Source organism: Sphingomonas trueperi (assembly GCF_040545965.1).
Classification (GTDB): Bacteria; Pseudomonadota; Alphaproteobacteria; order Sphingomonadales; family Sphingomonadaceae; genus Sphingomonas; species Sphingomonas trueperi_C.
On the sequence record NZ_JBEPMV010000002.1, the window covers coordinates 461,936 to 485,397 of the forward strand.

The window sequence follows — 23,462 nt, forward strand, 5'->3', positions numbered from 1 at the left end:
CCGATGCTGGATCGCCTGCTGCCGATCGGGCTGCTGTTCGTCTCCAACATCTTCATGACCTTCGCCTGGTACGGCCATCTGAAGTTCAAGAATGCGCCGATCCTGCTGGTCATCCTCACCAGCTGGGGTATCGCGCTGATCGAATATTGCTTTGCGGTGCCCGCCAACCGCCTGGGCAGCGCGGTCTATTCGGCAGCGCAGCTCAAGGGCATGCAGGAGGTGATCACCCTCACCGTCTTCGCCGCCTTCTCGGTGCTGTATCTGGGGCAGCGGATCACGCTGAATCATCTGATCGGCTTCGCACTGATCGCGGCGGGCGCCTTCTTCCTGTTCCGCACGCAGAGCTGAACCGGGCGGCGGCGCGCGCGTTTCCCTTGGACAAGGAGAGCGCCATGAACCCCGAACCGACCCGCGAGACGCCCGACACCCAGCCCGGCACCGCACACCAGCCCGACGGCACCGACAGCTCGGCCGAATGGGAAGCTGGGATCGCCGACGAGAACATGATCCCGGATCAGGATCCGGAGGACTGATCCCTCCGTGATCCTCCCCCGCCAGGGGGAGGTGGTCCGCGCATGCGGCTGGGAGGGCGAGGATGCCAGAACGGCAGCCGTCGTGCTTCCTCCCCCTCCGTCGCCTACGGCGCCACCTCCCCCTCGCGGGGGAGGATTAGGCATTGCTCACTGCAGCTCGAAGGTAACCACCAGCGCCTTCTCCACATGCGTGGCGCCGTCGGCCCGCTTGAAGCTGCGGAAGACCGCCTGCGGGCCCTGGCTCATCGCCAGCTCGATCTTGTTCTGGACGGCAGGCGTGAGCGGCCCGTTGCCGGTTTCGCTGATGCGCACCACCCGGGCGACGCGCAGACCCATTTCCTTGGCGTAGATCTCGGCATCGGCGCGGGCGTTGCGCAGCGCCATCGCCTTGACCTGCTTGTCGGCGGCATTGACCTCCGCCATGTCCGGCTCGGCGCGCAGCGTGCCGATCTTGTAGTCGTTGACGAGCAGCTGGTCCCGCACCGCGTCCGCCTGCGCCGTCGTGCGGAAGGTCAGCAGCCGCGCGTGGGGATCGGTGACGACCGGCGCGGCATCGCTGGCGCTGTCCGCGTCCTCGCTCTGCATCTGCTCGATCTGCGCCTTGGTGCTGCTATCGACCGGCGCGTCGCCGATCGCTGCTGCCGGCAGCCCCTGGGTCTGCAGCACGCCTTCGATCTTCGCGAGCAGCACGGCGCTGTCGCGCTTGGCCTCGGCCTCGGTCTTGCCCTTGCCGATATAGCTAACCTCGAGGGTCACCTTGCTGGGCTTCACATCGGCCCAGCCATTGCCGACGATTTCCAACGTGACCGGCTGGCGCCCCTGCGCGCTCGCGACGCCGGGAGCGATCAGGGCCAGTGCCAGAACGAAGCTCTTGGTACGCATCAACTTCTCCTCCGATTGTGCGCGCGTACCTGCACAAATCGGAGGAGAAAGTCTTGCAGAAGTTACCAGCCCTGCGGCTGGCCCTTGTTCTGTTCGTCCAGCCACTTCTTGAGCGGTGCGAAATATTCCATCATCGCCTTGCCCGAGATCTCGCGGCTGCCGGTGAAGGTCTGCAGCGCGTCGGGCCAGGGCCTAGAGGCGCCCATCTCGAGCATCTTGTTCAGCCGCGCGCCGACTTCCTTGTTGCCGTAGAAGCTGCAGCGATGCAGCGGGCCCTTCCAGCCCGACTGGTCGCACGCCGCCTTGTAGAACTGGAACTGGAGCAGCCGCGCGAGGAAGTAGCGCGTATAGGGCACGCTGCCGGCGACGTGATACTTGCCGCCGGCGTCGAACTTGGTCTCGTCGCGCGCCACCGGCGGCACGATGCCCTGGTACTGGAGGCGCAGCTTGTTCCAGCCCGCCTCATACTGGTTCGCCGGGATGGTGCCGTCGAAGATCTGCCAGCGGTACTTGTCCACGAGCAGGCCGAACGGCAGGAACGCCACCTTGTCCATCGCCTGGCGGAGCAGCAGGCCGATATCCTTGTCGGCGCTCGGCACCTGGGCGCGATCGAGCAGGCCGATCTGCACCAGATATTCGGGCGTGATCGAGAGTGCGACGAAATCGCCGATCGCCTCGTGGAAGCCGTCATTGGCGCCGTTGCGGTAGAGCGCTGGCTTCGCCTGATAGGCGCGCTGGTAGTAATTGTGGCCGAGTTCATGGTGGATCGTGACGAAGTCGTCCGAGTTCACCTTGATGCACATCTTGATCCGGACATCGTTCTTCTCGTCGATGTCCCAGGCCGAGGCGTGGCACAGCACTTCGCGGTCGGCCGGCTTCACGAACAGCGAGCGCTCCCAGAAGGTGCCCGGCAGCGCCGCGAAGCCGAGCGACGAGTAGAAGCCCTCGCCGGTCTGGACCATCTTCTTCCAGTCGTAGTTCTTGGCCTTGAGCAGGTCGCCCACGTCATAGCCAAGGTCGCCGGCGCCCTTGGGCGCGACCACGTCATAGATGTTGCCCCATTCCTGCGCCCACATATTGCCTAGCAGATCGGCGCGGATTGGGCCGCTCTTGGCCTGCACCGCGTCGCCGTACTTCTCGTTGAGCTTGCGGCGGACATAGGTGTGAAGCGCGACGTAGAGCGGCTTCACTTCGTTCCACAATTTGTCGGTCATCGCCGCGAACTCGGCCGGCGGCATGTCATAGCCCGAGCGCCACAACGCGCCGGTGTCGGCGAAGCCCAGCTCCTTCGAGCCCTGGTTCGCGATGCCGACCAGCTTGGTATAGTCGGGGCGCATCGGCGCGCCGACCGCGTCGTTCCAGCTGACCCACATCTCCTTGAGCTCGTTGGGATCGCGGCTGGTGCCCATCGCGGCTTCGATGTCGCTGCCGTTGATCGGCTTGCCGCCGCGCGTGCCCTTGCCCTTGGCGTAGAAGGAGCCGAGCTTGGTCGAGATGTCGCTGAGCTGCTGGGCGGCGCCCGGGGTGGTCGGCGCAGGGAGCACCAGCGCGGCGCGGAGCATGGTCAGCTGGCGCTGCTGCTCGGGGGTGAGGCCCGGCGCCTTCTGGAGACGCGCGGCGTCGAGCGCGAAGCGGACCGCCATTTCGGTGCCCTTGGCGCCGTAATCGGCGGCGAGCGCATCGGTATCGTCGGTGATGTAGGTGGCGTTGACCCAGGCGACCCGCGACGAGGTCAGCGTGAATGCCGCCATTTCCTGCTGTGCGCGGGTCAGGAACGCGGCGGCGTCGGATGCCGTCGGCGCGGCAGCGGGCGTCGTGCTGGTCTGCGACTGGGCGGGCGCGGCGAGCATCGCGGCGAGCGCCGCGAGCGAAAGGCCGGTACGGATCATGATGCTAAGTCCCCGGAAAACATGAATGGCGCGGACCCTGCCGCGCCACCCCTGCCCCGTCAACCAGCGAGGAACTCCACCAGCGCATCGCCGAGCTCGGGCCGGGTGACCGCGCTCATGTGATTGCCCGGAATTTCGACGAACAGGCCATAAGGCAGCAGGTCCGCAACCTCCTTGGCCGAACCATTGTCATAATCGTCCGCGCCCGAGATCACCGCGGTCGGCTGCGCGATCGCCGCGATCTCGTCGCGCGGCGTGTCGACGAAGGTGTCGAGGATGCGCAGCAGCGCGACCGGATCGCCCTTGGTGGTCTTGAGGAACGCCTCGGTCAGCCATTCGGAGCTGCCGCGCTGGAAGCTGCCGAGATTGGTGAGCACCCGGTGGAAATAGGCGCCACGGCCCTTGGTCGCGACCAGCCCGTCGAGTCCCATGCCCGAGAGGACGACCTTGTCAGGCGTGGCGCCGTTGGCGAGCATCCGCACCACCGTGCGCGCGCCGAGCGAATAGCCGCCCAGGTCATACTCCGTGAGACCCAGATGCGCGATCAGCGCGAAATTGTCGCGCATCAGCACGTCGGGCGGATAGGCGGCAGGATCGTGCGGCTTGGCGCTGTGCCCGTGCGCGCGCAGGTCCGGCATGATCACCCGGCAGCCGCGCGCGGCGAGCTTTGCGGCATGGCCGTACTTGATCCAGTTGACCTCGGCGGTGGAGAAATAGCCGTGGATCAGCACCACGGGGCGCCCCTCCCCCATCTCGGTCCAGGCGATCTCCTCACCATCGAAGGTGGCAAAGCGGTGCACTTCAGTCGGGTAGTCGGCCAATGCTGTCCATCCATCGTTTGACGACGTTCGGGTTGTCCTCGGTCCGGTATCGGGGCAGCGCCGTCGTGTCGAGCCACTGTTCGTGCATGCTCTCCACGGCGTAGTTGTGGCGCGGCTGGAAGCGGCCCGGCGCGTCGAAGCTGCCGATCGTCAGGTCCATATTCTCACCATCGAGAAACTCGAAGGTCAGCGGCGTGCCGCACTCCCGGCAGAACCCCCGCTCGGCGATGGGCGAGGAACGATAGCGATCGGGCTGGCGCTCCCAGCGGACGTCCGCCTTGCGCACGCCCTTGAACGCGATTGAGACGCCGCCGGTCGCGCGCTGGCACATCCCGCAATGGCAGAGATAGGCGTCGTCATTGTCGATCCGCACCCGATAGCGGATCCGACCACACTGACACCCTCCGGTGACTTCCTCGTCCATCCGCTCCTCCTCGTGCACGATCTCGGTGTGTAACGCACAAGTCTCCGTACTTGCCCTTAGGTCCTTGCCAAAGCCGCCGACCTTTTCCCTGCACTATAATGAATACGGAGATTACCGCATTGAGCGCACAATAGGCGCCGCGGGCCACTTTTACGGGATCGACATGCTCAAGCGCTTTCACAACCTCTCGCTCGCCTCCAAGACGACGGTTCTCGCGGTCGGCGGCATGCTCCTGCTCGCCGTCGCGACCTTCTTCGTCGCCGATCGCGCGCTGACGCAGCAGGCCGCGCAGACCGCGGCCGAGCGCCAGGAAGTGAACATGCGCGTCGCCTGGAGCGTGCTCAAGGGCTATGGCGCGGACTTCCGCGTCGAGGGCGATGATCTCTATGTCGGCAGCCACAAGCTCAACAACTGGGACGCGCCGGTCGACGAAGTGAAGCGCCTCGTCGGCGGCACGGCCACGATCTTCCGCGGCGACATGCGCGTTTCGACCAACGTCATGAAGGAGGACGGCAGCCGCGCCGTGGGCACCCCGCTCGCCCGCAACGCCGCCTATGAAACGGTGCTCGACAAGGGCCAGCCCTATCGCGGCAAGGCCGATATTCTCGGCAAACCCTTCTTCACCGGCTATGATCCGATCAAGGACGCCTCGGGCAAGACGATCGGCATCCTGTTCGTCGGCATTCCCGAGAGCGACGTGATGGGCGCGATCGGCGGCGCGCGCTGGATGCTGGCGCTGTCCGCGGCGCTGATCTCGCTGCTCGTCGCAGGTGCCGCCTGGTATGCCGGCCGCCGCATGTTCTCGCCGCTGGTGCAGATGACCGCCGCGATGCGCGCGCTCGCCGCCGGCAAGGTCGACATCGCCATCCCCTCCCATGCCGCGGCCGACGAGATCGGCGCGATGGCCGAAGCGCTCCAGCACTTCCGCACCTCCGAAATCGCCCGCCAGCAGGCCGAGACCCGCGACCGTCAGGCCCAGGCGGAACGCGAACACGCCATGGACGCCCTCGGCCAGGCGCTGGCCAAGGTCGCCGGCGGCGACCTCACCGCCGATATCGGGCATGACTTCCCGGCGGACTATGCCAAGCTCGCCGACCATTTCCGCTCGGCGATCGGCAGCCTGCGCGAACTGATCGGCACCGTGCTTGAAGGCACGTCCTCGATCCGCACCGGCTCGAACGAAATCGCCAGCGCCTCCGAGGATCTCGCGCGCCGCACCGAGGGCAATGCCGCGAGCCTCGAGCAGACCGCCGCCGCGATCACCCAGATGAACCAGCGGATCGACGCGACCGCCGCCGCCGCCGGCGTGACGGTCGAGCGCGCCGATCAGGCGATCGGCGTAGTCGGATCGGGCCGCAGCACCGCCGACGAGGCGGTGCAGGCGATGACCCGCGTTTCGGACAGCGCCAAGGGCATCGATAGCGTGATCGAAGGCCTCGACAAAATCGCCTTCCAGACCCGCGTTCTCGCGATGAACGCTGCGGTCGAGGCCGGTCGTGCGGGTGAAGCAGGCCGCGGCTTCGCGGTCGTCGCCGATCTCGTGTCGGCGCTGGCGATGCGCGCCGAGGAAGAGGCCAAGCGCGCCCGCGACCAGCTCACCGTCACCCAGTCCGAAGTCGTGGTCGCCCGCGGCGCGGTCGAGCGCGTGGACAATGCCCTTGCGGCCATCGTCGACACGGTGGGTGAGGTCCACCAGCTGCTCGGCGGCATCGCGGCGGACAACCGCGCCCAGTCGACCGCGATCCGCGAGATCAGCAGCGCGATCGGCGACATGGACCGCGCCACCCAGCAGAATGCCGCGATGGTAGAGGAGACCTCGGCGGCGGCGCGCCAGCTCACGGAGCAGGTCGCGCGGCTCGACGCCCACGCCGCCACCTTCCAGACCGGTGGCCAGCAAGCCCCGCTCCGCCGGCCTGTACTGCCGTCGCAGCCGACTGGTGCGAAGGTCTCGGGTGCCACCCGCGCCGTTCCGGTCCAGGCCATGGCGGACGGCGAGGACTGGGCCAGCTTCTAACCCCTTCGGCATTCAAAGGAAAAGCGCGCCGGCAGTGCCTGGCGCGCTTTCACCTTTTAGCCTGGGACGAGAGCGAATCGAGGCTACGACCCGCTCGCTTGCCGCTCAGCGCGATGCGATATGCTGGCGCTGGCTCAGATAGCGAAGGCCGGTCTCTGCGATCGCATGCGATCCTGCAACGCGGTCGGTCGTCACCGTCATCAGCACGTCATCCTTCTGCAGGACGTCGCGATACAGCGCGCGCGCTTCGTCGACCCGGCCCGTGGCGTAATAGATGGCGGCTAGGTTCAGCTGCAGCTCGGGGCGCTGGTCAAAGCGCATCTGGTTCAGGAGCTTCTGCTCCGCCGACGCATAGGAACCCGTCATGATTTCGCGGGCCGCGAGGTTCGTGTCCTGGGCAAGTACCGGCGAGGCCAGGGTCAGGAGGGACACCGCGGCCGCTGCGACAAGTTTGATCGACATAACGCTCTCCTTTCAGTCGTGACACCAAGGTTGCATTTTTATGACACTTGGATGACTGATAGGTGACACGTTCGCGACAACCTCGCAACCCCGCATTTGCGCCTAGCATTCAGGGGTATCGTTTGCCGGAAGCGCGTCCACAGACGCGCCGGCAAACCGCGTCCCCGCAAGCAATGTCCGCCCCTGCCCGGCCTGCGAAGGCACAAAAAAAGGCGGCCCCGAAGGGCCGCCTTCCCAAAATACTCTGACCGCGCCGCGGATCAGAAATCGTTGCGGTACTGCTCGTTGCCGACGAAGCCGAGCTTCGTGACGTTCGCCCGCTTGATGATCGCCAGAACGCGATCGACCACTTCGTACCGCGCCTGCGGATCCGGCTGGAAGTGCAGCTCGGGCTCCGGCGAACGCTGCAGCGATGCATCCAGATACTGGCGCAGCATCACGTCGTTGATCGGCATGCTGTTCCAGAACACCTGGCCCTGCGCGTCGATATAGACCTTGTTCTTGTCCGGCTCGACGGGCTGCGAGGTGTTGTTGCTCGGCTGCGGCAGGTCGACCTTCACCGCGTGCGTCTGGACCGGAATGGTGATGATGAACATGATGAGGAGCACGAGCATGACGTCGATCAACGGCGTCGTGTTCATGTCCATCATCGGCTCGCCGTCATCACGGCCTGCGCTCATTGCCATTGTCGTAACTCCTTAAGCGAGGCCGTTCAGAGCCGGGCGGTATTCGAACCGGGCTCCGGTTCCGAGATGAAGCCGACCTTCACGAAACCCGCCATCTGCATCGTGTAGATGGTGCCGCCGATGCAGCGGTAAGGCGTGTTGATGTCACCGCGGATATGAACTTCGGGAAGTTCAAGACCAGCGGCGTTCGGGCCACCCTGACGGTCGATCTCAGCCTTCAGCTTGGCGACCGCGCGGTCGAGCAGCTCGGTGTGATTGACCCGGGTCAGACCCCAGAAGATCTCGCAACCTTCCGGGCCACCCTTGACCGAGAGCGAAACGTTCTCGGGCTTGGTCGTGGTCGGCTCGAACTGCACCTTGGGCAACGCGAGGTCGATCGTCTGGACCACAACGGGAACGGCGATGAGGAAGATGATCAGAAGAACCAGCATCACGTCCACGAGGGGCGTGGTGTTGATGTCCGACATCGGTGCGTCGTCGCCGCCGCTGCCTGTGCTAATCGCCATTGGGCGCTATCCTATCCTCTTGTGCGCCGGATCGCGATCCGGCGGCAGGGCTACGCGACGTGCGCAGCCCTGCGACCTTGGTCTTACGGGCGGGTCGGGGTGCCGCCGGTCTGGCCAGCGGTCGTGGTCGCCGGCTTCGCAGCGGCGGCAACGGCCGGCTTCTTCGCGGCAGCGGCGGTGGCCGGCTTCACGCGGCCGTCCGAGGCCAGGTAGCCGAGCACGTCGTTCGAGAACGCATTGAGGTTCTCGGCGATCGCCTTGTTACGACGCTGCAGGAAGTTGAAGGCGAGCACGGCCGGCACGGCGACGACGAGGCCGAGTGCGGTCATGATGAGCGCTTCACCGACCGGGCCGGCGACGGCGTCGATCGAAGCCTGACCGGCCGAGCCGATCTTGATGAGCGCGCGGTAGATGCCGATAACGGTACCGAACAGACCGATGAACGGCGAGGTCGCACCGACGGTCGCGAGGAAGGCGAGACCGCCGCCCAGCGCCGAGTTGATCGAGCCTTCCGAACGGGCCAGCGAACCGTGCAGCCAGTCATGCGCTTCGACCGGATCGGTCAGCAGCTTGTACTGCTCCTGCGCTTCCAGGCCGTCGTCGACGATCTGGCGATAGGCCGAGTTCTTCTCGAGCTTGGCTGCGCCCTCGCGGAGGCTGCTCGAGCTCCAGAACGACTGGCGCACGCGCTTCGACTGGTTGATGATCTTCTGCTGCTCGAACAGCTTGGTGAAGAGGATGTAGAGCGACACGAAGAGCATGAGCACCAGGATGGTGAACACCGACTGCGAGATCAGGCCGCCTTCCTTCAGCGCCTGCTGGAGGCCGTAGGGGCTTTCGCCGCCCTTAGCTGCGGCGGCACCGGCAGCGAGAATGGTCGTGAGCATTTTGGGTCTTTCCTCTAAAAGATAGCTTCTTGCGCAAGCCGGTCCGCCTTGCCCGGCGGACCGGAAACCGGAGAGTTACTTCTGGATCTGCCACCTGAACCGGTTCACGTACGGAGCCGGAATCTTGTTGCCGCTCGCATCCTCGGCGGGATCGAAGCGAGCACGGCGCTTGAGCAGGTTGCACGCCTGGGTGTCCAGACGGCTCGAGCCGCTCGACGACGTGATCGTGCACGACACCACCCTGCCCGTCGCGTCGACGTCGAGGCGGAAGCCCGTGACACCTTCTTCACCCGCACGCTGCGACTCCGACGGATAATCGTCGTTCGTCACCCACGAACCCGGCGAGCTGCGCGGCTTCAGTGCCTTCGCGACCCGCGGAGGGGCCGGCGGTGCCGGGGGAGCAGCCGGCGCGGGAGGCGCAGGCGGCGTGATCGGCGGCGGGGGCGGGATGATGTTGGTGGTGGCGACCGGCGGCGCAGGCGACACCGACTGCACGATGGCCGGCGGCACCACGACCTGGGTCGGGGGCGGCGGCACCGGCGTGTCCGGCGGCGGCGGCGGCGGCGGAATCTCCTCCGGCGGGGGCGGCGGCTCTTCGACCTCGAAGGTCTTCAGCTCTTCCGCCTTCTTCTTGATATATTGGTATGCCAGACCTGTGACGAAGGCATAACCCATGCCAGCCACGATGATAGCGACGATTACGATCGCTACCACACGACTGCCACTTACATTCCGGTCAGCGTAAGCCATTCGGCAACGTCACTCCCTCTAATCCTGCTTGCGACCCTGGCCGGCTGGCAGCCGCGCACAAGTCCGCTCGCCTCGGGTCACACTGCGCCCCTGATGGCGAGAGCACCGAGTCTGTATCGTGGGCCTTCCGACGACGCAAACTCTTTGTCGGACGAATTGGTCGTACAATGCACCCATGGCAGAATTATTTCTGTATAAGATCGGCACAATCCGGTACCGGCACCGGCATGAAAACTGCTCTACCCCTGCTGTTTTGTTGCGCTGCGGCATTTCCTGCGCTTGCGCAACCTGCCCCGCAAACCGCGCAAATCCGCCAAGAAGCGCAAAGTGGCTTACCCAGTTATGCCACCGTCGCGACCGCGATTGTCAACGCGCCGTTGGTGATCGATGCGCGGATCAGCGACATGATCCGGATCAAGGAAAATGCGGCGCCCGGTCTCGCATCGGGACGGGCCCGCCTCTACGTCACGGCCGATGTGCTGGCACTGATTCGCGGCAGCAGCGCCCTTCCCACCCAGATTTCGTACCTGGCGGACGTGCCGCTCGATTCTCGCGGCAAGCTACCCAAATTGAAGAAGCAGCGCGTCCTGCTGTTCGCCCGCCCCGTCGGCAACAAGCCCGGCGAGGTCCAGTTGACCGGAATCGACAGTCAATATCTGTGGAGTCCCGAGCTTGACGCGCGCACCCGCGGCATCACCCGCGAAGTGCTGGCGAGCGACGCCCCGCCCGCGGTGACCGGGATCGGCAACGCCTTCCATGTGCCCGGCGCGCTGCCCGGCGAAGGCGAGACCCAGGTGTTCGTAAAGACCGCCAACGGCGCGCCGATCTCGCTGCAGATCCTGCGGCGCCCGGGCGAGAAGCCGCATTGGGGCGTGTCGCTGGGCGACATCGTCGATCCCAATGCCGGCGCGCCCAAGCCGGAAACGCTCGCCTGGTACCGGCTCGCCTGCGGGCTACCCAAGACGTTGCCGGACAGCGCGATTACCGCTGACACGCCCGAAAACGCCCAGGCAGCCCGCGAGGACTATCAGGTCGTGCTGCGCGAACTGGGGCCTTGCGCCTGAACCAGCCCCGCCGCCGGTGCTCAGCGCCGGTGGCGGACCAGCGTGATGCCGATCGATTCGTCGGCCTCGGCAATCGCCAGCTTGACGATGCGCACCTCGACGCGGCGAACGCGCGAATCGGAGACGAACAGCGTCTCGCAGATATGATCCGCCACCGCCTCGATCAGCGTGAAGTGCACGTCCTTGGGCAGCGCGTCGGTCGCGGCATGCTTCAGGTCGATATAGCTCTTGGAGGCGCTGAGCGGCGTGTCTGGCAGAAAGCGTTCCGGCAGGTCGAGATCGGCGATGACGGAGATGCGCAGCGGCTGCGGCAGGTGCGTCTCCTCCGAATAGACTCCGGTGAGCACCTCCACCTCAAGGTCCATGACCTGAAGCTGCAATGAATCGGGCAATCGAGCGGCCTTTCCTGGGGCGAAACAGGCGCGCGCCATAGCAGATCGCGCCGCATCCGAAAGCCCGGGGACCTCCGGTGCAGATTCTGCATGTCCATCGGTAAAATCCGCGCTTGCGCTGTATGGTGATGCCGCTAAGGCGCGCGCCTTTCGGCATGTGGTCCGAAGGCGGGGAAGGATTCGCGGTGGTTCAGATAGTTGCGCTCGATGCGGTCGACCCGCACGCCGTCGAGGCGCTGCTCGATCGCGCCTTCGGACCCGAGCGGCATCTGCGTACCGCCTATCGCGTGCGGCAAGGCACGCTGCCGATTCGCCCGTTCAGTTTTGCCGCCCTAAGCGAAGATGGCAAGCTCGCCGGCACCATCCAGAGCTGGCCCGTCGCGCTGGCGAGCGATTCGGGCCCGATGGTTCCGCTGGTGATGGTGGGGCCGGTCGCGGTCGAGCCCGATCTGCAGCAGGGCGGCATCGGCCGGCGGCTGATGCTGGAAATGCTCGACGCGGCGGACGTCAGCGCCCTGCCCGGCGCCGAAGCGCTGATGCTGATCGGCGATCCCGAATATTATGGCCGCTTCTTCGGATTCGATGCGAGCCGCACGACGCGCTGGCGACTGCCCGGCCCGTTCGAGCCGCGCCGGCTGCTGGCGCGAGGTGCAGCGGTGCCGAACTGCTCGGGCATGCTCGTGCCGCGCCTGCGCAAGGTCGCCTGAGCGCGCCCCTCAGCGCGCAAGGGTTCGACAAAGCCGCGCGGCACGCTAAGGGAAGCCCATGCCCAACACGCCGCCCCCCGATTTCGCCAGCCTGTCGCTCGCCGAGATCGCCCGCCTGGCGGAAGAGCATCGCCTGCCGCCCGTCGAAAGCTGGAATCCAGAACATTGCGGCGACAGCGAAATGTGCATCGCCCGCGACGGGACCTGGTACCACCAGGGCAGCCCGATCGGCCGCCCCGCGATGGTGCGGCTCTTCTCCACCATCCTGCGGCGGGAACCGAAAGGCGGCTTCGTCCTCGTCACCCCGGTCGAGAAGCTCGATATCGCGGTAGAGGACGCGCCGTTCGTTGCCGTCGAGCTGAAGGTGGAGGGCCAGGGTGAGGCCATGCGGCTCGCCTTCCGGCTGAACACCGGCGACGTCGTCGTTGCCGGTCCCGAGCATCCGCTGCGGATCGAGGCGCGCAAAGACGGGCCCCACCCCTATCTGACGGTGCGCGGGGGTCTCGACGCGCTGGTCGCACGCAGCGTCTATTACGAACTCGCCCAGCTCGCGCTGGGGCAGGACGGCGCCGCGCCGGGCGTGTGGAGCCAGGGCGTGTTCTTCCCGCTCGAGCCCGAAGCATGAGGCTTGCCGACCAGCTCCGGCGCGCGCTCGGCAGCCGGCCGGCTCAGGCGACCACCCTGCTCCCCGGCGACCATGCCTTCTTCGATCCCGCCCAGGTGACGAGCGCCGCCGCCGTCCTGCTCGCCGTGACCGATCGTGATGCGCCCGGCGTCCTTCTCACCCGCCGCAACGCCAATATGCGCCGCCATGCCGGGCAGATCGCCTTTCCCGGCGGCCGCATCGATCCCGAGGACAAGGATCCGGTCGACGCCGCGCTACGCGAGGCGGAGGAAGAGATCGCCCTCCCCCGCCGGCTGGTCGAGGTGGTCGGCACGGTGGAGCAGTATCGCACCGTCACCGGCTATCAGGTGACGCCGGTGATCGGCGTGGTGCCGCCGGACCTTACGCTGGTGCCGTCCGAGGCCGAGGTCGCCGAGGTGTTCGAAGTGCCGCTCGCCTTCCTCCTCGACGACAGCAACCATCAGAAGAAAAGCGCGCTCTACCAGGGGCATGAGCGCCATTATTACGAGATCATGTGGAACGACTATCGAATCTGGGGCGCCACGGCGGCGATGCTGGTCAACCTGTCGCGGCGGATGGCATGGCCGCGCTGACACTGCCGGAAACCGACTGGCGCACCCGCCCCGGCCTCGACGCGCTGACAAAGGTGCTGGGGGCAGAAGAAGGGCTCACGCGCTTTGTGGGCGGGGCGGTGCGCGATGCGCTGCTGGGCATTCCGGTCGCTGACCTCGACCTCGCCACGGCACTGTCGCCCGACGAGGTACTGGCGCGGCTGCGCGCCGCTGGCATCCGCGCGGTGCCGACCGGACTCGAGCACGGCACCATCACGGCGGTGCTCGACAGCGGCCCCGTGGAGGTCACCACCTTGCGCCGCGACGTCTCCACCGATGGCCGCCACGCCACCGTTGCCTTCACCGACGACTGGCGCGAGGACGCCGCACGCCGCGACTTCACGATCAACGCGCTCTATGCCGATCCGAACACCGGCACGCTGTTCGACTATTTCGGCGGGCTGGCGGATCTGGAGGCGCGGCGCGTGCGCTTCATCGGCGATCCGCTGCGGCGCATCGCCGAGGATCATTTGCGCATCCTCCGCTTCTTCCGCTTCCTCGCCCGCTTCGGCGACACCCCCGATCCGGAAGGCCTCGACGCCTGCACCGCCCGCGCGCGCGACCTGATGGCGCTCAGCCGCGAACGCATCCGTGACGAGCTGCTCAAGCTGCTGGTCGCGCGCGATGCCGTGGGGGTGACCGCGCTGATGCTGGAGCGCGGCATCCTCGAACCGGTCGTGCCGGAAATCACCACGGCCGCGACGCTGGCAGCCCTCGCCGACCGCGAAGCCCGGCTCGGCGCCGCACCCGACCCGATCCGCCGCCTCGCCGCGCTGCTGCCGCGCGACCCGGCCGCGGGCGATCTGATCGGGGCGCGGCTCAAGCTCTCCAATGCCCAGCGCAAGCGGCTGGTCCTGGCGCTGACCGACGGCGGCACCGACGATGCCCGTGCCCTCGCCTACCGGATCGGCCGCGACGCCGCCGAGGATCGCCTGCTGCTCGCCGCGTGCGACGATGCGGAGGCCGCCAAGGGTTGGGCAGCGCTCACCGGGTGGGAAATTCCGCGCCTGCCGATCACCGGCGGTGCGCTGGTCGAACGCGGCCTCGCCAAAGGCCCGGACGTCGCCCGTGCGCTCCGTGCGATCGAGGACCAGTGGATCGCGGAGGCGTTCCCGGATGCTTCCCGCGTCGATGCGATCGCCGACGCCGTGGTGGCTCAGGCCTTGAACGCCTCGATCAGCGCGAAGGCGGCGTCGCCGGGGACCGGACGCGAGTAATGATAGCCCTGGCCGTAGGTGCAGCCCAGCGCACCTAGGGTCTGGGCGAGTTCGGGCGTCTCGATGCCCTCGGCGGTCGTCTGCATGCCCAGCGCATAGGCGAGGCTGAGGATCGCGCGGATGATCGCCACCTTGTCGCGATCGGCGAGCATGCCGGTGACGAAGCTGCGGTCGATCTTGAGCACGTCGATCGGCAGCTTTTGCAGATAGGCGAGGTTCGAATAGCCGGTACCGAAATCGTCCATCGCCAGCGTGGTGCCGAGGTCCTTCAGCGCCGACATGGTCTGGGCGATGCGATCGGGGTCGCTGACGATCGCGCTTTCGGTCAGCTCCAGCGTGAAGCGCGAGCCGGGCATATTGTTACGATCGAGCGCGGTCTTCACCATCGCGCCGATCTGGTCGCGCTGCAGCTGGATGGCCGAGAGGTTGACCGCGATCTTGACGCCGCAATCGCCGCCGGCACGCGCGTCCCATTCGGCGAGCGTGCGGGCTGCTTCCTCCATCGCCCAGCGGCCGAGCGGGACGATCAGGCCCGATTCTTCCGCCACCGGGATAAAGGCATTGGGCGAGATCAGCACGCCGTCGTCATTGGTCCAGCGGGCAAGCGCCTCGAACGACGTGATCCGCCCGGTGCCGAGGTCGCAGATCGGCTGGAAATTGAGCGTCATGCAGCCGTTTTCGATGGCGCGGCGCAGCTCGGTCTCGATCGCGAACTGCTCGCGCGCCAGATCGAAGGCGCGCGTATGATAGAATTCGGTGTGGCCGCTCTTCTTGGCGCGGCGGACCGCGAGCTGGGCGTTGCGCACCAGATCCTCGGCATCGCCGTCGACATCCGCGCCGAGCGCGATGCCGATCGAGCAGTCGATGCGGATCTCGAAGTTGGAAAGGCGGAACGGGTTGGTAAAGGCGGCATGGACGCGCTTGGCGACCTGCACGGCGTCGTCGGGCCCGTCGTCAAGCGTCATCAGCACGCCGAATTCGTCGCCGCCGATCCGCGCCAGCACGTCGCGACCACGCAGCGCGCCCTTGATCCGGCGTGCGACCGAGATCAACAGCTCGTCGCCGGCCAACGCGCCCATGCAAGCGTTGACGCGGCTGAAGCGATCGAGGTTGATCACCAGCACCGCATGTGCCGCCGCGTCGCCCTCGCCGATGCGGGTTTCGAGCTCGTCCGAGAAGCCGGCGCGATTGGGCAGCCCGGTGAGGCTGTCGGTCGCCATCTCGCGGCGCAGGCTCTGCTCGGTGCGGAGTTCGGAGGTCTGGTCGACCAACGTGATCAGGCAGCGCGGCTCGCTCGGCCCGCGGCGGGCGAGCACCACGCGGAAATGGCGGCTGTCGACCTCGCCGCCGAAGCGCCAGGCGATTTCCTCCTGCTGCAGGTCCGAAGCAAGGAACTGGCCGATCCGCGCACCGAGCAGCTGGACCACCGGCGAGTCCTGCGCGGTGCAACCCAGCCCCGCGACGCGGAACGGTCCGTTGACCGCCGCGAACACATAGCGCCCGTCCTGGATCTCCAGCACCGCAGCCGGGATCGGCATCAGCTCGAGCAGCTCGTCGGTACCCGGCGGCAGCGCCGAAGACGGGTCGTCGACCCGCGGAGCAGGCTCCGCGGTACGCATACTCAGAGCCCGGACCCTTCGAAACGCCATCCCCTCGGGCATAGCCGCAAACTAGTTAAAGCGGCCTGAAGGACGCGGGCGCATCCGCAGGTTTTACCAATCAAAATTTGTTATCACGCGGGAAGCCGGTGGGCGGCATCCGCCCCGCGGCGCCGCGTGCGGCACGCCACGGCATCACGTCCGGCTCGGAGCGATAACGCTCCTGCTCGCCGCCCATCCGCCAGCGCAGACCGTCGGCGAATTTGAAGGTGATCACGTCGGACAGGCCGCCGTCGCGGTACCGCTGGAGCTGCACACCTTGCCCACGCGTCATCTCCGCCACCTCGGAGAGCGGGAAGACCAGCATCTTGCGATTGTCGCCGATCGCCGCGACGAAATCGTCCTCGGCACCGATCGGACGGACCAGCTTGAGGTGCGCACCGGGCCGCGGCGTGACCACCTGCTTGCCCTTGCGGGTCTCGGCGATCACTTCCTGGCTGCTCACGATGAAGCCACGCCCGTCGCTCGCCGCAACCAGCAGCTTCGGCGCGGCGCTGGCGGGGAGCAGCGTGACGATGTGCCGCTCGGCCTCCAGGTCGATCAGCAGCCGCACCGGCTCGCCGAAGCCGCGGCCACCGGGCAGCTTGTCCGCCCCCAGCGTGTAGAAGCGGCCATTGTCGGCGGCGAGCAGCAGCTTGTCGGTGGTCTGGGCATGGAAGGCCAGGAAGGGGCCGTCGCCTTCCTTGAACTTCAGCGCCTCGCCGCCAAGATCCTCGACATGCCCCTTCATCGCGCGGATCCAGCCGCGTTGCGAGAGGATGACGGTGATCGGCTCGCGCTCGATCATCGCCTCCAGCGGGATCTCGCGGGCGGGCGCCATCTCGACGATCGCGGTGCGGCGAGCGCCGAGCGGCGTATCGAGGCCGTAGCGCGTGATCATCTTGCCCAGCGCGCGCTTCATCCAGGTGCGTTGCCGGGCTTCCGAGCCGAGCAGCGTCTCCAGCTCGGCTTGTTCCTTCTCCAGCTTGTCCTGCTCGCGGCGGAGTTCCATCTCCTCCAGCTTGCGCAGGGAGCGGAGCCGCATGTTGAGGATCGCCTCGGCCTGGCGATCGGTGAGACTGAACTCGGCCATCATGATCGGCTTGGGCTCGTCCTCGGTACGGATGATCTCGATCACCCGGTCAAGGTTGAGATAGGCGGTGATGTAGCCGCGCAGCAGCTCCAGCCGGTCGGCGATCTTCTCCAGCCGGTGCTGGGACTTGCGCTGCAGCACCACGAACTGGTGCTCCAGCCAGCCGGCGAGCGCCTCGGCCAGGCTCATCACCCGCGGCGTGCGGTTCTTGTCGAGCACGTTGAGGTTGAGCGGCACGCGCACTTCGAGGTCGGACAGGCGGTAGAGGCTGTCCATCAGCGTATCGGCGTCGACGGTGCGGCTGCGCGGTTCGAGGACGATGCGGATGTCCTCCGCCGATTCGTCGCGCACATCGCCCAGGATCGGCAGCTTCTTGTCGTTGACCAAGGCGGCGATGCCTTCGATCAGCTTGCCCTTCTGCACGCCGTACGGGATCTCGCTGACGATCAGGTGCCAGCCCCCGCCCTTTTCGGTCACCTTCTCGATCTTGGCGCGCACGCGGAAGCTGCCGCGGCCGGTGGCATAGGCCTCGGCGATCGCGGCGGGGCTGTCGACCGCGATGCCGCCGGTCGGGAAGTCCGGGCCCTTCACATAGTCCAGGACGTTCGCCTGCGGATTGTCGATCAGCGCGACCGCCGCCTGCATCAGTTCGGCGGCATTGTGCGGTGGGATGCTGGTCGCCATGCCGACCGCGATGCCCGCCGCGCCATTGGCGAGCAGGTTCGGGAACAGGCCCGGGAACAGCTCCGGCTCCTCGTCCTCGCCATTATAGGTCGGGCGGAAATCGACGGCGTTCTCGTCGAGGCCGTCCATCAGGTCGATCGCGACCTGGGTCAGCCGTGCCTCGGTGTATCGATAGGCGGCGGCGTTATCGCCGTCGATATTGCCGAAATTGCCCTGCCCGTCGACCAGCGGATAGCGGAGCGCGAAGGTCTGCGCGAGGCGCACCATCGCGTCATAGACCGAGGCGTCGCCATGCGGGTGGTATTTACCGATCACGTCGCCGACGACGCGCGCGCACTTCTTGTACCCGCTCGCCGGATCGAGCCGCAGCAGCCGCATCGCCCAAAGCAGCCGGCGGTGCACCGGCTTCAGCCCATCGCGGACATCGGGCAGCGATCGCGCGGTTATCGTCGACAGCGCATAGACGAGGTAGCGCTCGGAAAGCGCGCTGTCGAAGGGCACATCGGAGGCGCCGGAAGGTTCGGAAACGTCGGTGTCGAGGCTCATCGCCATCCCGGATAGCAGGCAGGAGGGGCAAACGCCAAGGGCGTTCCCCTTATGATCCGACGGGTGTCGCGAATTGTTTCGGGATCAGCCCACCAGATGCCGGAAGAAGCTGCGGTTCTTCCGGATCAGCGGCCGCAAATGCTCGGGCACTTCGCGCAGCCGGAGTTTGCGGATCGAAGGCGTGCGGTGCGACGGCCCGATCGAGACGAGCAGCGAGAGCATGCCGCGGCGGTTTGTGGGCGGCGTGCCCCGATGGAGCGCAAAGGTGTTGACGAAGTACACGTCGCCCTTCTCCGCCAGCACCACACCCGCGCCCATCGCCTGCTTGAGGGGCTCCAGATCCTCGTCGCGGAACCGGCGCACGTCGTAGAAGTCGCGCAGGCACGAGGTCTTGGGGATCATCTCCAGCGGCCCGTCCTCGCGGGTCTCGATCGGCGAGAGCGGCACGAATACGCGAATGAAGTTGAGCGGCTCGGCGCTGTCGCGGTGCCAGTTCTGGTTCTGATAGGCGAAGCCGGCCGGCTGCGAAATCCACGCCCAGGCCCAGCTGAGCGCCGCGCGCGGCCCCAGCGTCTCGCGGCAGAAGGCGATCAGATCGGGATTGCTGCAGATCTCCAGGAAGGCCGGATCCTCGAACAGGCGCTGCGCATCCATGTAGAGAAACGGATGCTCGGTCGCCTCGGGCGCGCCGCGATGCTCGAAGCCCGGCAGATAGGGATCGGTGAAGGTCTGCGGCGCGAACATCGAGGCCGCCATGCGATCGACCAGCGCGGGATCGAGCATCTTCTCGGCAAAATGAAAATCGATGTCGTGGAATTCAGCGGAACGCGGCGTCCGACCGATCCGTGCGAACGGCGCGCGCACCAGGCGCTCGATGCGGCCGAGCTTGCGGAGCCAAGCAGGATCGTTGGACCGGGTACGCAGCCAGAAGATGTAGTTATAGGCGAAGTTGTAGAAGGCCAAATGGCGAAGGCGCGCCAGCCGCGTATCACGTCGAATACCTTCGAGGACCTGCGCCTTGTACGGCTTGATGCCCGCTTCGGGGGTATGATCCAGCCCGACCAGCATTGCCCTGCCGAAGCGCATCATCGTACCGTTCCATTACTGCCCATCGCCTTCCCATTTTAGGACGCAGACAGGCGTGCTGGACGTATCTCGGAGATTTAGAGATCGTCGATCGACACCCGGAAGCCCATGTCGCGCCGCATTGCACCCCCGCCCCCCTTGCGGTATAGCGCGAGGCCTTCCAGAGCCCCGGCGGTCACGCGGAGAAATCCCGTGGAGCCGGGGCAACGCATTTCCAAGGGACTAGGCCGACATGGCACGCCGCCGGCAAATCTACGAAGGCAAGGCTAAGATTCTCTACGAGGGTCCGGAGCCGGGCACGCTGATCCAGTATTTCAAGGACGATGCAACGGCCTTCAACGCCCAGAAAAAGGGCACGATCAACGGCAAGGGCGTGCTCAACAACCGCATCAGCGAGCATGTCTTCACCCTGCTCGGCGGCATCGGCATCCCCACCCATTTCATCCGCCGCCTCAACATGCGCGAGCAGCTGATCCGCCAGGTCGAGATCGTGCCGATCGAAGTCGTGGTGCGCAACGTCGTCGCCGGCTCGCTGGCGAAGAAGCTCGGCATCGAGGAAGGCACCCCGCTGCCCCGCACGATCGTCGAATATTACTACAAGGACGATGCGCTCGGCGACCCGATGGTCACCGACGAGCACATCCTGGCGTTCGGCTGGGCCGCGCAGGAAGAACTGCACGACATGGCCGACATGGCCATCCGCGTGAACGATTTCCTCTCCGGCCTGTTCGCCGGGATTGGCATCCGCCTGGTCGACTTCAAGCTGGAGTTCGGCCGGATCTGGGAAAACGACTATCCCCGGATCATCCTCGCCGACGAGATCAGCCCCGATGGCTGCCGCCTGTGGGATATCGCCTCGGGCGAGAAGCTCGACAAGGACCGCTTTCGTCGCGATCTGGGCGGCGAAGTCGAGGCCTATCAGGAAGTTGCCCGCCGCCTGGGCCTGTTCCCGGAAGGCGACGGCTCCGACGTGCTCGACCTCGAGACGCACCGCAAGAAGCGCGGCAAGTAACCGCAATACCGTTTCCTCCCCCGGAGCACCGCTCCGGGGGAGGGGGACCATTCGCGAAGCGAATGGTGGAGGGGGCCCTGCCACGCGCGGGGCCCTTTGTCGTTTCCCCCTCCACCACCGCCTTCGGCGGCGGTCCCCCTCCCCCGCTGCGCGGTGGAGGAGACGCTTCAGGACGATTTCCGATTGCGACTTCGGCCCTCTCGCGCCATAGCGCCGCCCATGAAACTCCGCATCATCGTCACCTTGAAGAACGGCGTGCTCGATCCGCAGGGCAAGGCCATTCAGAACGCGCTTGGCGGCCTCGGTTTCGAGGGCGTCGAGGATGTCCGCGCCGGCAAGATCTTCGAACTGGAGGTCGCCGATTCGACGAGCGACACCGCGATCGACGAGATGTGCCGCAAGCTGCTCGCCAACACGGTGATCGAGAACTACCGGGTCGAGAAGCTGTGAAGACCGCGGTCATCGTCTTCCCCGGCTCCAACTGCGATCGCGACATCGCGGTCGCGCTGGAGAGCGTGACCGGCACCAAGCCGCACATGGTGTGGCACGGCGACAGCGAGCTGCCGGAGGGCCTGGGCTTGATCGCCCTGCCCGGCGGCTTCTCCTATGGCGATTATCTCCGCTGCGGCGCCATCGCGGCGCGCTCGCCGGTGGTGCAGGCGGTGATCGAGGCGGCCAATCGCGGCACGCCGGTGATCGGCATTTGCAACGGCTTCCAGATCCTCACCGAGACGGGGCTGCTGCCGGGCGCGCTGATGCGCAATGCGGGGCTCGATTTCGTATGCCGCGACGTGCCGCTGGTGGTGGACAACAGCCAGTCGATCTTCACCAGCGCCTACCAGGCGGGCGAGCATCTCTCGATCCCGGTTGCGCACCATGACGGCAACTACTTCGCCGATGCCGAGACGCTCGACCGCCTCGAAGGCGAAGGCCGCGTCGCGTTCCGCTACGGCGAGAACATCAACGGTTCGGCGCGCAACATCGCGGGCGTGATGAACGCCGCCGGCAACGTGCTCGGCATGATGCCGCACCCGGAGCGCAAGATCGAAGCCGCACATGGCGGCGACGACGGCCGCCGGCTGTTCGAAGGGCTACTCGCCGCGGTCGCCTGACCGACACGACATCCGCAAACAGGGTCGCAGTCCTCGGGCCGCGGCCCTTTTTGTTGTCAGAAGAGCATCTTCAGCCCGACCACCGCGAGCGTTGCGGCGAGGATCGGCACCAGCACCTTGTCCGAGGTGCGCGTCGCCAGCAGGCTGCCGATGATGATTCCCGGAATCGACCCGGCGAGCAGCGACACGAGCAACGACCCGTTCACCGATCCCAACATCCAATGGCCGAGTCCTGCGAGCAGGGTCAGCGGCACGGCATGGGCAATGTCTGATCCGACGAGCTTGTTTACCGCCTGGTGCGGATAGAGCATCAGCAGCGCGGTCATCCCCAGCGCGCCCGCTCCCACCGAGGTCAGCGACACCAGCAGGCCCAGCACCGCGCCGAGCGCTATGGTGACGTAGCCGATCCGCGTCTCGCCCAGCCGCTCGAACCGGGGGGCCATGAACAGCACCAGCCGGCTGCGGAAGAAGGTTGCGATCGCCGTCACCACCAGCGCAATTCCGAGCGTGATCGTGATCACCCCGCCGCTATTCTTGGCATGCTCCTGCGCGCTCGACAGCAGCAGCAGCGTCAGGATCGTCGCGGGGACGCTGCCATAGGCGAGCCGCCGCACGACCTTCCAGTCGATCGTGCCGTGCAGGCCGTGCACCCCTGCCCCCACCGTCTTGGTGGCGGAGGCGTAGAGCAGGTCCGTCCCCACCGCGGTGGCCGGATGGAAGCCGAAGGCGAGGACGAGCAACGGCGTCATCAGCGAGCCGCCGCCGACCCCGGTCATGCCGACCAGCAGCCCGACGAGCACCCCGGCAATGGAATAAAGCGGATTGAACGCGAGCACGGGAATCCTTGGCAACCGATTTCCCACCAGCATGCGGGGATTTTCCCCGAACGCCAGAAAGAATTGGTTTCAGGCCGGTGTCCGCTTGCGCCTGGCCTGGCTCAGACGCGGGTGGCGAAGGGCGTGAAGTCGGTACCCTCGTCGAACACGTCGACCCCCTCGGCGCGCTTGAGGAAGCCGACGACCAGATAGGTGAGCGGCGTCAGCAGCACTTCCCAGCCGACCTTGAGCACCCATTGGGTGAACAGCACCTTCACGACCAGCGCGTTGGTCCAGCCCTCGGCGCCCCAGAAGGCGAGCGGGTAGAAGATCAGGCTGTCGACGGCCTGGCCCGCCACGGTCGATCCGACCGTGCGGGTCCACAGCATCCGCCCGCCCGTCCACAACTTCATCCGCGCAAGGACATAGGAATTGACGAACTCACCCGCCCAGAAGGCGCAGACCGAGGCCAGCACGATCCGCGGCACCTGACCGAAGATGACCTCATAGGCCGCCTGGTTCTTCCAGTCCGGCGCTGGCGGCAGCGCGACCACCACCCACGACATGAACGCCATGAACAGCACCGCCGCCGTCCCCGCCCAGATCACCCGGCGCGCACGGGCATAGCCATAGACCTCGGTCAGCACGTCACCGATGATGTAGGAGATCGGGAAAAACAGGATCCCCGCCCCGAACGGCCAATAGCCCACGCCCGGCAGCCAGATCTGCGCCACCTTGCCCGCGCCGATCACGTTCGACAGCAGGATGATCGCCACGAAAGCAGCCATCACGAAGTCGAAATAGCGGAAATGCCCGCCGGCGAGGCTGCGGGCGGTGACGTGGCTGGGGCGGGACGGCATGTTCATTGCACTGCACTATGCGAGGCGTTTGCCCCCCGCGCAATCTGCGCTTAAAGGCATGCCGGTGCGCGCCCGTAGCTCAGTTGGATAGAGCACGAGCCTTCTAAGCTTGGGGCCGCTGGTTCGAATCCAGCCGGGCGCGCCACT

At 66.5% G+C, this 23,462-nt stretch carries 26 protein-coding genes and 1 tRNA gene; 12 read left to right on the forward strand and 15 right to left on the reverse strand.

Annotation, left to right across the window (positions count from 1 at the left end; translation table 11 throughout):
• Positions 1-3 precede the first annotated feature (3 nt).
• Entirely contained in the window at positions 4-348 is a 345-nt protein-coding gene (locus ABIC35_RS06035) for a DMT family protein (protein ID WP_121079441.1), read from the forward strand.
• Between the two features lie 44 nt (positions 349-392).
• Positions 393-533, forward strand: a complete 141-nt coding sequence (locus tag ABIC35_RS06040) for a hypothetical protein (protein ID WP_183049394.1) — start codon at positions 393-395, stop codon at positions 531-533.
• A 147-nt stretch (positions 534-680) separates the two neighbouring features.
• On the opposite strand, the gene ABIC35_RS06045 is transcribed toward ABIC35_RS06040, so the two are convergent.
• The 4 genes from ABIC35_RS06045 to ABIC35_RS06060 form a co-directional block, all read right to left on the reverse strand.
• Positions 681-1,415 (reverse strand): SIMPL domain-containing protein, encoded by a 735-nt coding sequence (locus ABIC35_RS06045; RefSeq protein ID WP_121077538.1) that lies wholly within the window; start codon positions 1,413-1,415, stop codon positions 681-683.
• 62 nt (positions 1,416-1,477) lie between these two features.
• The gene (locus ABIC35_RS06050) at positions 1,478-3,304 is read right to left on the reverse strand and encodes a M2 family metallopeptidase (RefSeq protein WP_121077540.1); all 1,827 of its coding nucleotides are present in this window, start codon (positions 3,302-3,304) and stop codon (positions 1,478-1,480) included.
• Positions 3,305-3,363: 59 nt separating this feature from the next.
• Positions 3,364-4,125 (reverse strand): alpha/beta fold hydrolase, encoded by a 762-nt coding sequence (locus ABIC35_RS06055; RefSeq protein WP_121077541.1) that lies wholly within the window; start codon positions 4,123-4,125, stop codon positions 3,364-3,366.
• Positions 4,106-4,549, reverse strand: coding sequence for a GFA family protein (locus tag ABIC35_RS06060; protein ID WP_121077543.1), 444 nt, complete (start codon positions 4,547-4,549; stop codon positions 4,106-4,108). The genes ABIC35_RS06055 and ABIC35_RS06060 overlap by 20 nt, the downstream gene beginning before the upstream one ends.
• Before the next feature lie 163 nt (positions 4,550-4,712).
• Here ABIC35_RS06060 and ABIC35_RS06065 point away from each other — a divergent pair, with 163 nt between their 5' ends.
• Positions 4,713-6,563 (forward strand): methyl-accepting chemotaxis protein, encoded by a 1,851-nt coding sequence (locus ABIC35_RS06065; RefSeq protein WP_121077545.1) that lies wholly within the window; start codon positions 4,713-4,715, stop codon positions 6,561-6,563.
• Between the two features lie 105 nt (positions 6,564-6,668).
• Here ABIC35_RS06065 and ABIC35_RS06070 read toward each other — a convergent pair whose 3' ends face one another.
• The 5 genes from ABIC35_RS06070 to ABIC35_RS06090 all read right to left on the reverse strand — a co-directional run bounded on the left by ABIC35_RS06070 (position 6,669) and on the right by ABIC35_RS06090 (position 9,854).
• Positions 6,669-7,025, reverse strand: coding sequence for a tetratricopeptide repeat protein (locus ABIC35_RS06070; RefSeq protein WP_121077547.1), 357 nt, complete (start codon positions 7,023-7,025; stop codon positions 6,669-6,671).
• A 260-nt stretch (positions 7,026-7,285) separates the two neighbouring features.
• Positions 7,286-7,711 carry an ExbD/TolR family protein gene (locus ABIC35_RS06075; RefSeq protein WP_121077549.1) on the reverse strand — a complete coding sequence of 142 codons (426 nt, stop codon included), beginning with the start codon at positions 7,709-7,711 and terminating at the stop codon, positions 7,286-7,288.
• A 26-nt stretch (positions 7,712-7,737) separates the two neighbouring features.
• On the reverse strand, positions 7,738-8,217 hold the full coding sequence (locus ABIC35_RS06080) for an ExbD/TolR family protein (RefSeq protein ID WP_121077551.1): 480 nt from the start codon (positions 8,215-8,217) through the stop codon (positions 7,738-7,740).
• 83 nt (positions 8,218-8,300) lie between these two features.
• Positions 8,301-9,104 carry a MotA/TolQ/ExbB proton channel family protein gene (locus tag ABIC35_RS06085; RefSeq protein WP_121077553.1) on the reverse strand — a complete coding sequence of 268 codons (804 nt, stop codon included), beginning with the start codon at positions 9,102-9,104 and terminating at the stop codon, positions 8,301-8,303.
• A gap of 75 nt (positions 9,105-9,179) precedes the next feature.
• The gene (locus ABIC35_RS06090; protein WP_121077555.1) at positions 9,180-9,854 is read right to left on the reverse strand and encodes an energy transducer TonB; all 675 of its coding nucleotides are present in this window, start codon (positions 9,852-9,854) and stop codon (positions 9,180-9,182) included.
• Positions 9,855-10,234: 380 nt separating this feature from the next.
• On the opposite strand from ABIC35_RS06090, the gene ABIC35_RS06095 reads away from it, so the two are divergent.
• On the forward strand, positions 10,235-10,918 hold the full coding sequence (locus tag ABIC35_RS06095) for a hypothetical protein (protein ID WP_354278347.1): 684 nt from the start codon (positions 10,235-10,237) through the stop codon (positions 10,916-10,918).
• 20 nt (positions 10,919-10,938) lie between these two features.
• On the opposite strand, the gene ABIC35_RS06100 is transcribed toward ABIC35_RS06095, so the two are convergent.
• Entirely contained in the window at positions 10,939-11,310 is a 372-nt protein-coding gene (locus tag ABIC35_RS06100) for a dihydroneopterin aldolase (RefSeq protein WP_093295416.1), read from the reverse strand.
• Positions 11,311-11,495: 185 nt separating this feature from the next.
• Between ABIC35_RS06100 and ABIC35_RS06105 the strand changes: the two genes are divergently transcribed.
• The 4 genes from ABIC35_RS06105 to ABIC35_RS06120 are packed head-to-tail and all read left to right on the forward strand — an operon-like array spanning position 11,496 to position 14,470.
• Positions 11,496-12,017, forward strand: a complete 522-nt coding sequence (locus tag ABIC35_RS06105; protein WP_183049395.1) for a GNAT family N-acetyltransferase — start codon at positions 11,496-11,498, stop codon at positions 12,015-12,017.
• A gap of 58 nt (positions 12,018-12,075) precedes the next feature.
• Positions 12,076-12,642 (forward strand): DUF1285 domain-containing protein, encoded by a 567-nt coding sequence (locus tag ABIC35_RS06110; RefSeq protein WP_121077559.1) that lies wholly within the window; start codon positions 12,076-12,078, stop codon positions 12,640-12,642.
• Positions 12,639-13,235: a CoA pyrophosphatase gene (locus ABIC35_RS06115; RefSeq protein ID WP_121077561.1), complete on the forward strand. Its 597-nt coding sequence runs from the start codon at positions 12,639-12,641 to the stop codon at positions 13,233-13,235. Before ABIC35_RS06110 ends, ABIC35_RS06115 begins: the two co-directional genes overlap by 4 nt.
• Entirely contained in the window at positions 13,223-14,470 is a 1,248-nt protein-coding gene (locus tag ABIC35_RS06120; RefSeq protein ID WP_121077563.1) for a CCA tRNA nucleotidyltransferase, read from the forward strand. Before ABIC35_RS06115 ends, ABIC35_RS06120 begins: the two co-directional genes overlap by 13 nt.
• Here ABIC35_RS06120 and ABIC35_RS06125 read toward each other — a convergent pair.
• From ABIC35_RS06125 to ABIC35_RS06135, 3 genes are all read right to left on the reverse strand, one after another.
• Positions 14,410-16,089, reverse strand: a complete 1,680-nt coding sequence (locus tag ABIC35_RS06125; protein WP_121077565.1) for a putative bifunctional diguanylate cyclase/phosphodiesterase — start codon at positions 16,087-16,089, stop codon at positions 14,410-14,412. The genes ABIC35_RS06120 and ABIC35_RS06125 overlap by 61 nt on opposite strands.
• Positions 16,090-16,189: 100 nt before the next feature.
• Positions 16,190-18,430, reverse strand: coding sequence for a DNA topoisomerase IV subunit A (gene parC, locus ABIC35_RS06130; RefSeq protein ID WP_121079445.1), 2,241 nt, complete (start codon positions 18,428-18,430; stop codon positions 16,190-16,192).
• Positions 18,431-18,514: 84 nt separating this feature from the next.
• Complete coding sequence (locus ABIC35_RS06135) at positions 18,515-19,519, reverse strand: hypothetical protein (protein ID WP_121077566.1); 1,005 nt, start codon at positions 19,517-19,519, stop codon at positions 18,515-18,517.
• 229 nt (positions 19,520-19,748) lie between these two features.
• Between ABIC35_RS06135 and purC the strand changes: the two genes are divergently transcribed.
• The 3 genes from purC to purQ all read left to right on the forward strand — a co-directional run bounded on the left by purC (position 19,749) and on the right by purQ (position 21,640).
• Complete coding sequence (gene purC, locus ABIC35_RS06140; RefSeq protein ID WP_093295430.1) at positions 19,749-20,528, forward strand: phosphoribosylaminoimidazolesuccinocarboxamide synthase; 780 nt, start codon at positions 19,749-19,751, stop codon at positions 20,526-20,528.
• 219 nt (positions 20,529-20,747) lie between these two features.
• Positions 20,748-20,978 carry a phosphoribosylformylglycinamidine synthase subunit PurS gene (gene purS / locus ABIC35_RS06145; RefSeq protein WP_121077568.1) on the forward strand — a complete coding sequence of 77 codons (231 nt, stop codon included), beginning with the start codon at positions 20,748-20,750 and terminating at the stop codon, positions 20,976-20,978.
• Entirely contained in the window at positions 20,975-21,640 is a 666-nt protein-coding gene (purQ, locus tag ABIC35_RS06150) for a phosphoribosylformylglycinamidine synthase subunit PurQ (RefSeq protein ID WP_121077570.1), read from the forward strand. The genes purS and purQ overlap by 4 nt, the downstream gene beginning before the upstream one ends.
• A 56-nt stretch (positions 21,641-21,696) precedes the next feature.
• Here the strand turns inward: purQ and ABIC35_RS06155 are convergent, their stop codons facing one another.
• Entirely contained in the window at positions 21,697-22,509 is an 813-nt protein-coding gene (locus ABIC35_RS06155; protein WP_121077572.1) for a sulfite exporter TauE/SafE family protein, read from the reverse strand.
• A gap of 68 nt (positions 22,510-22,577) precedes the next feature.
• Positions 22,578-23,321: a queuosine precursor transporter gene (locus tag ABIC35_RS06160; protein ID WP_183049396.1), complete on the reverse strand. Its 744-nt coding sequence runs from the start codon at positions 23,319-23,321 to the stop codon at positions 22,578-22,580.
• Positions 23,322-23,383: 62 nt separating this feature from the next.
• On the opposite strand from ABIC35_RS06160, the gene ABIC35_RS06165 reads away from it, so the two are divergent.
• A tRNA-Arg gene (locus ABIC35_RS06165) sits at positions 23,384-23,460 on the forward strand.
• Positions 23,461-23,462: the final 2 nt, after the last annotated feature.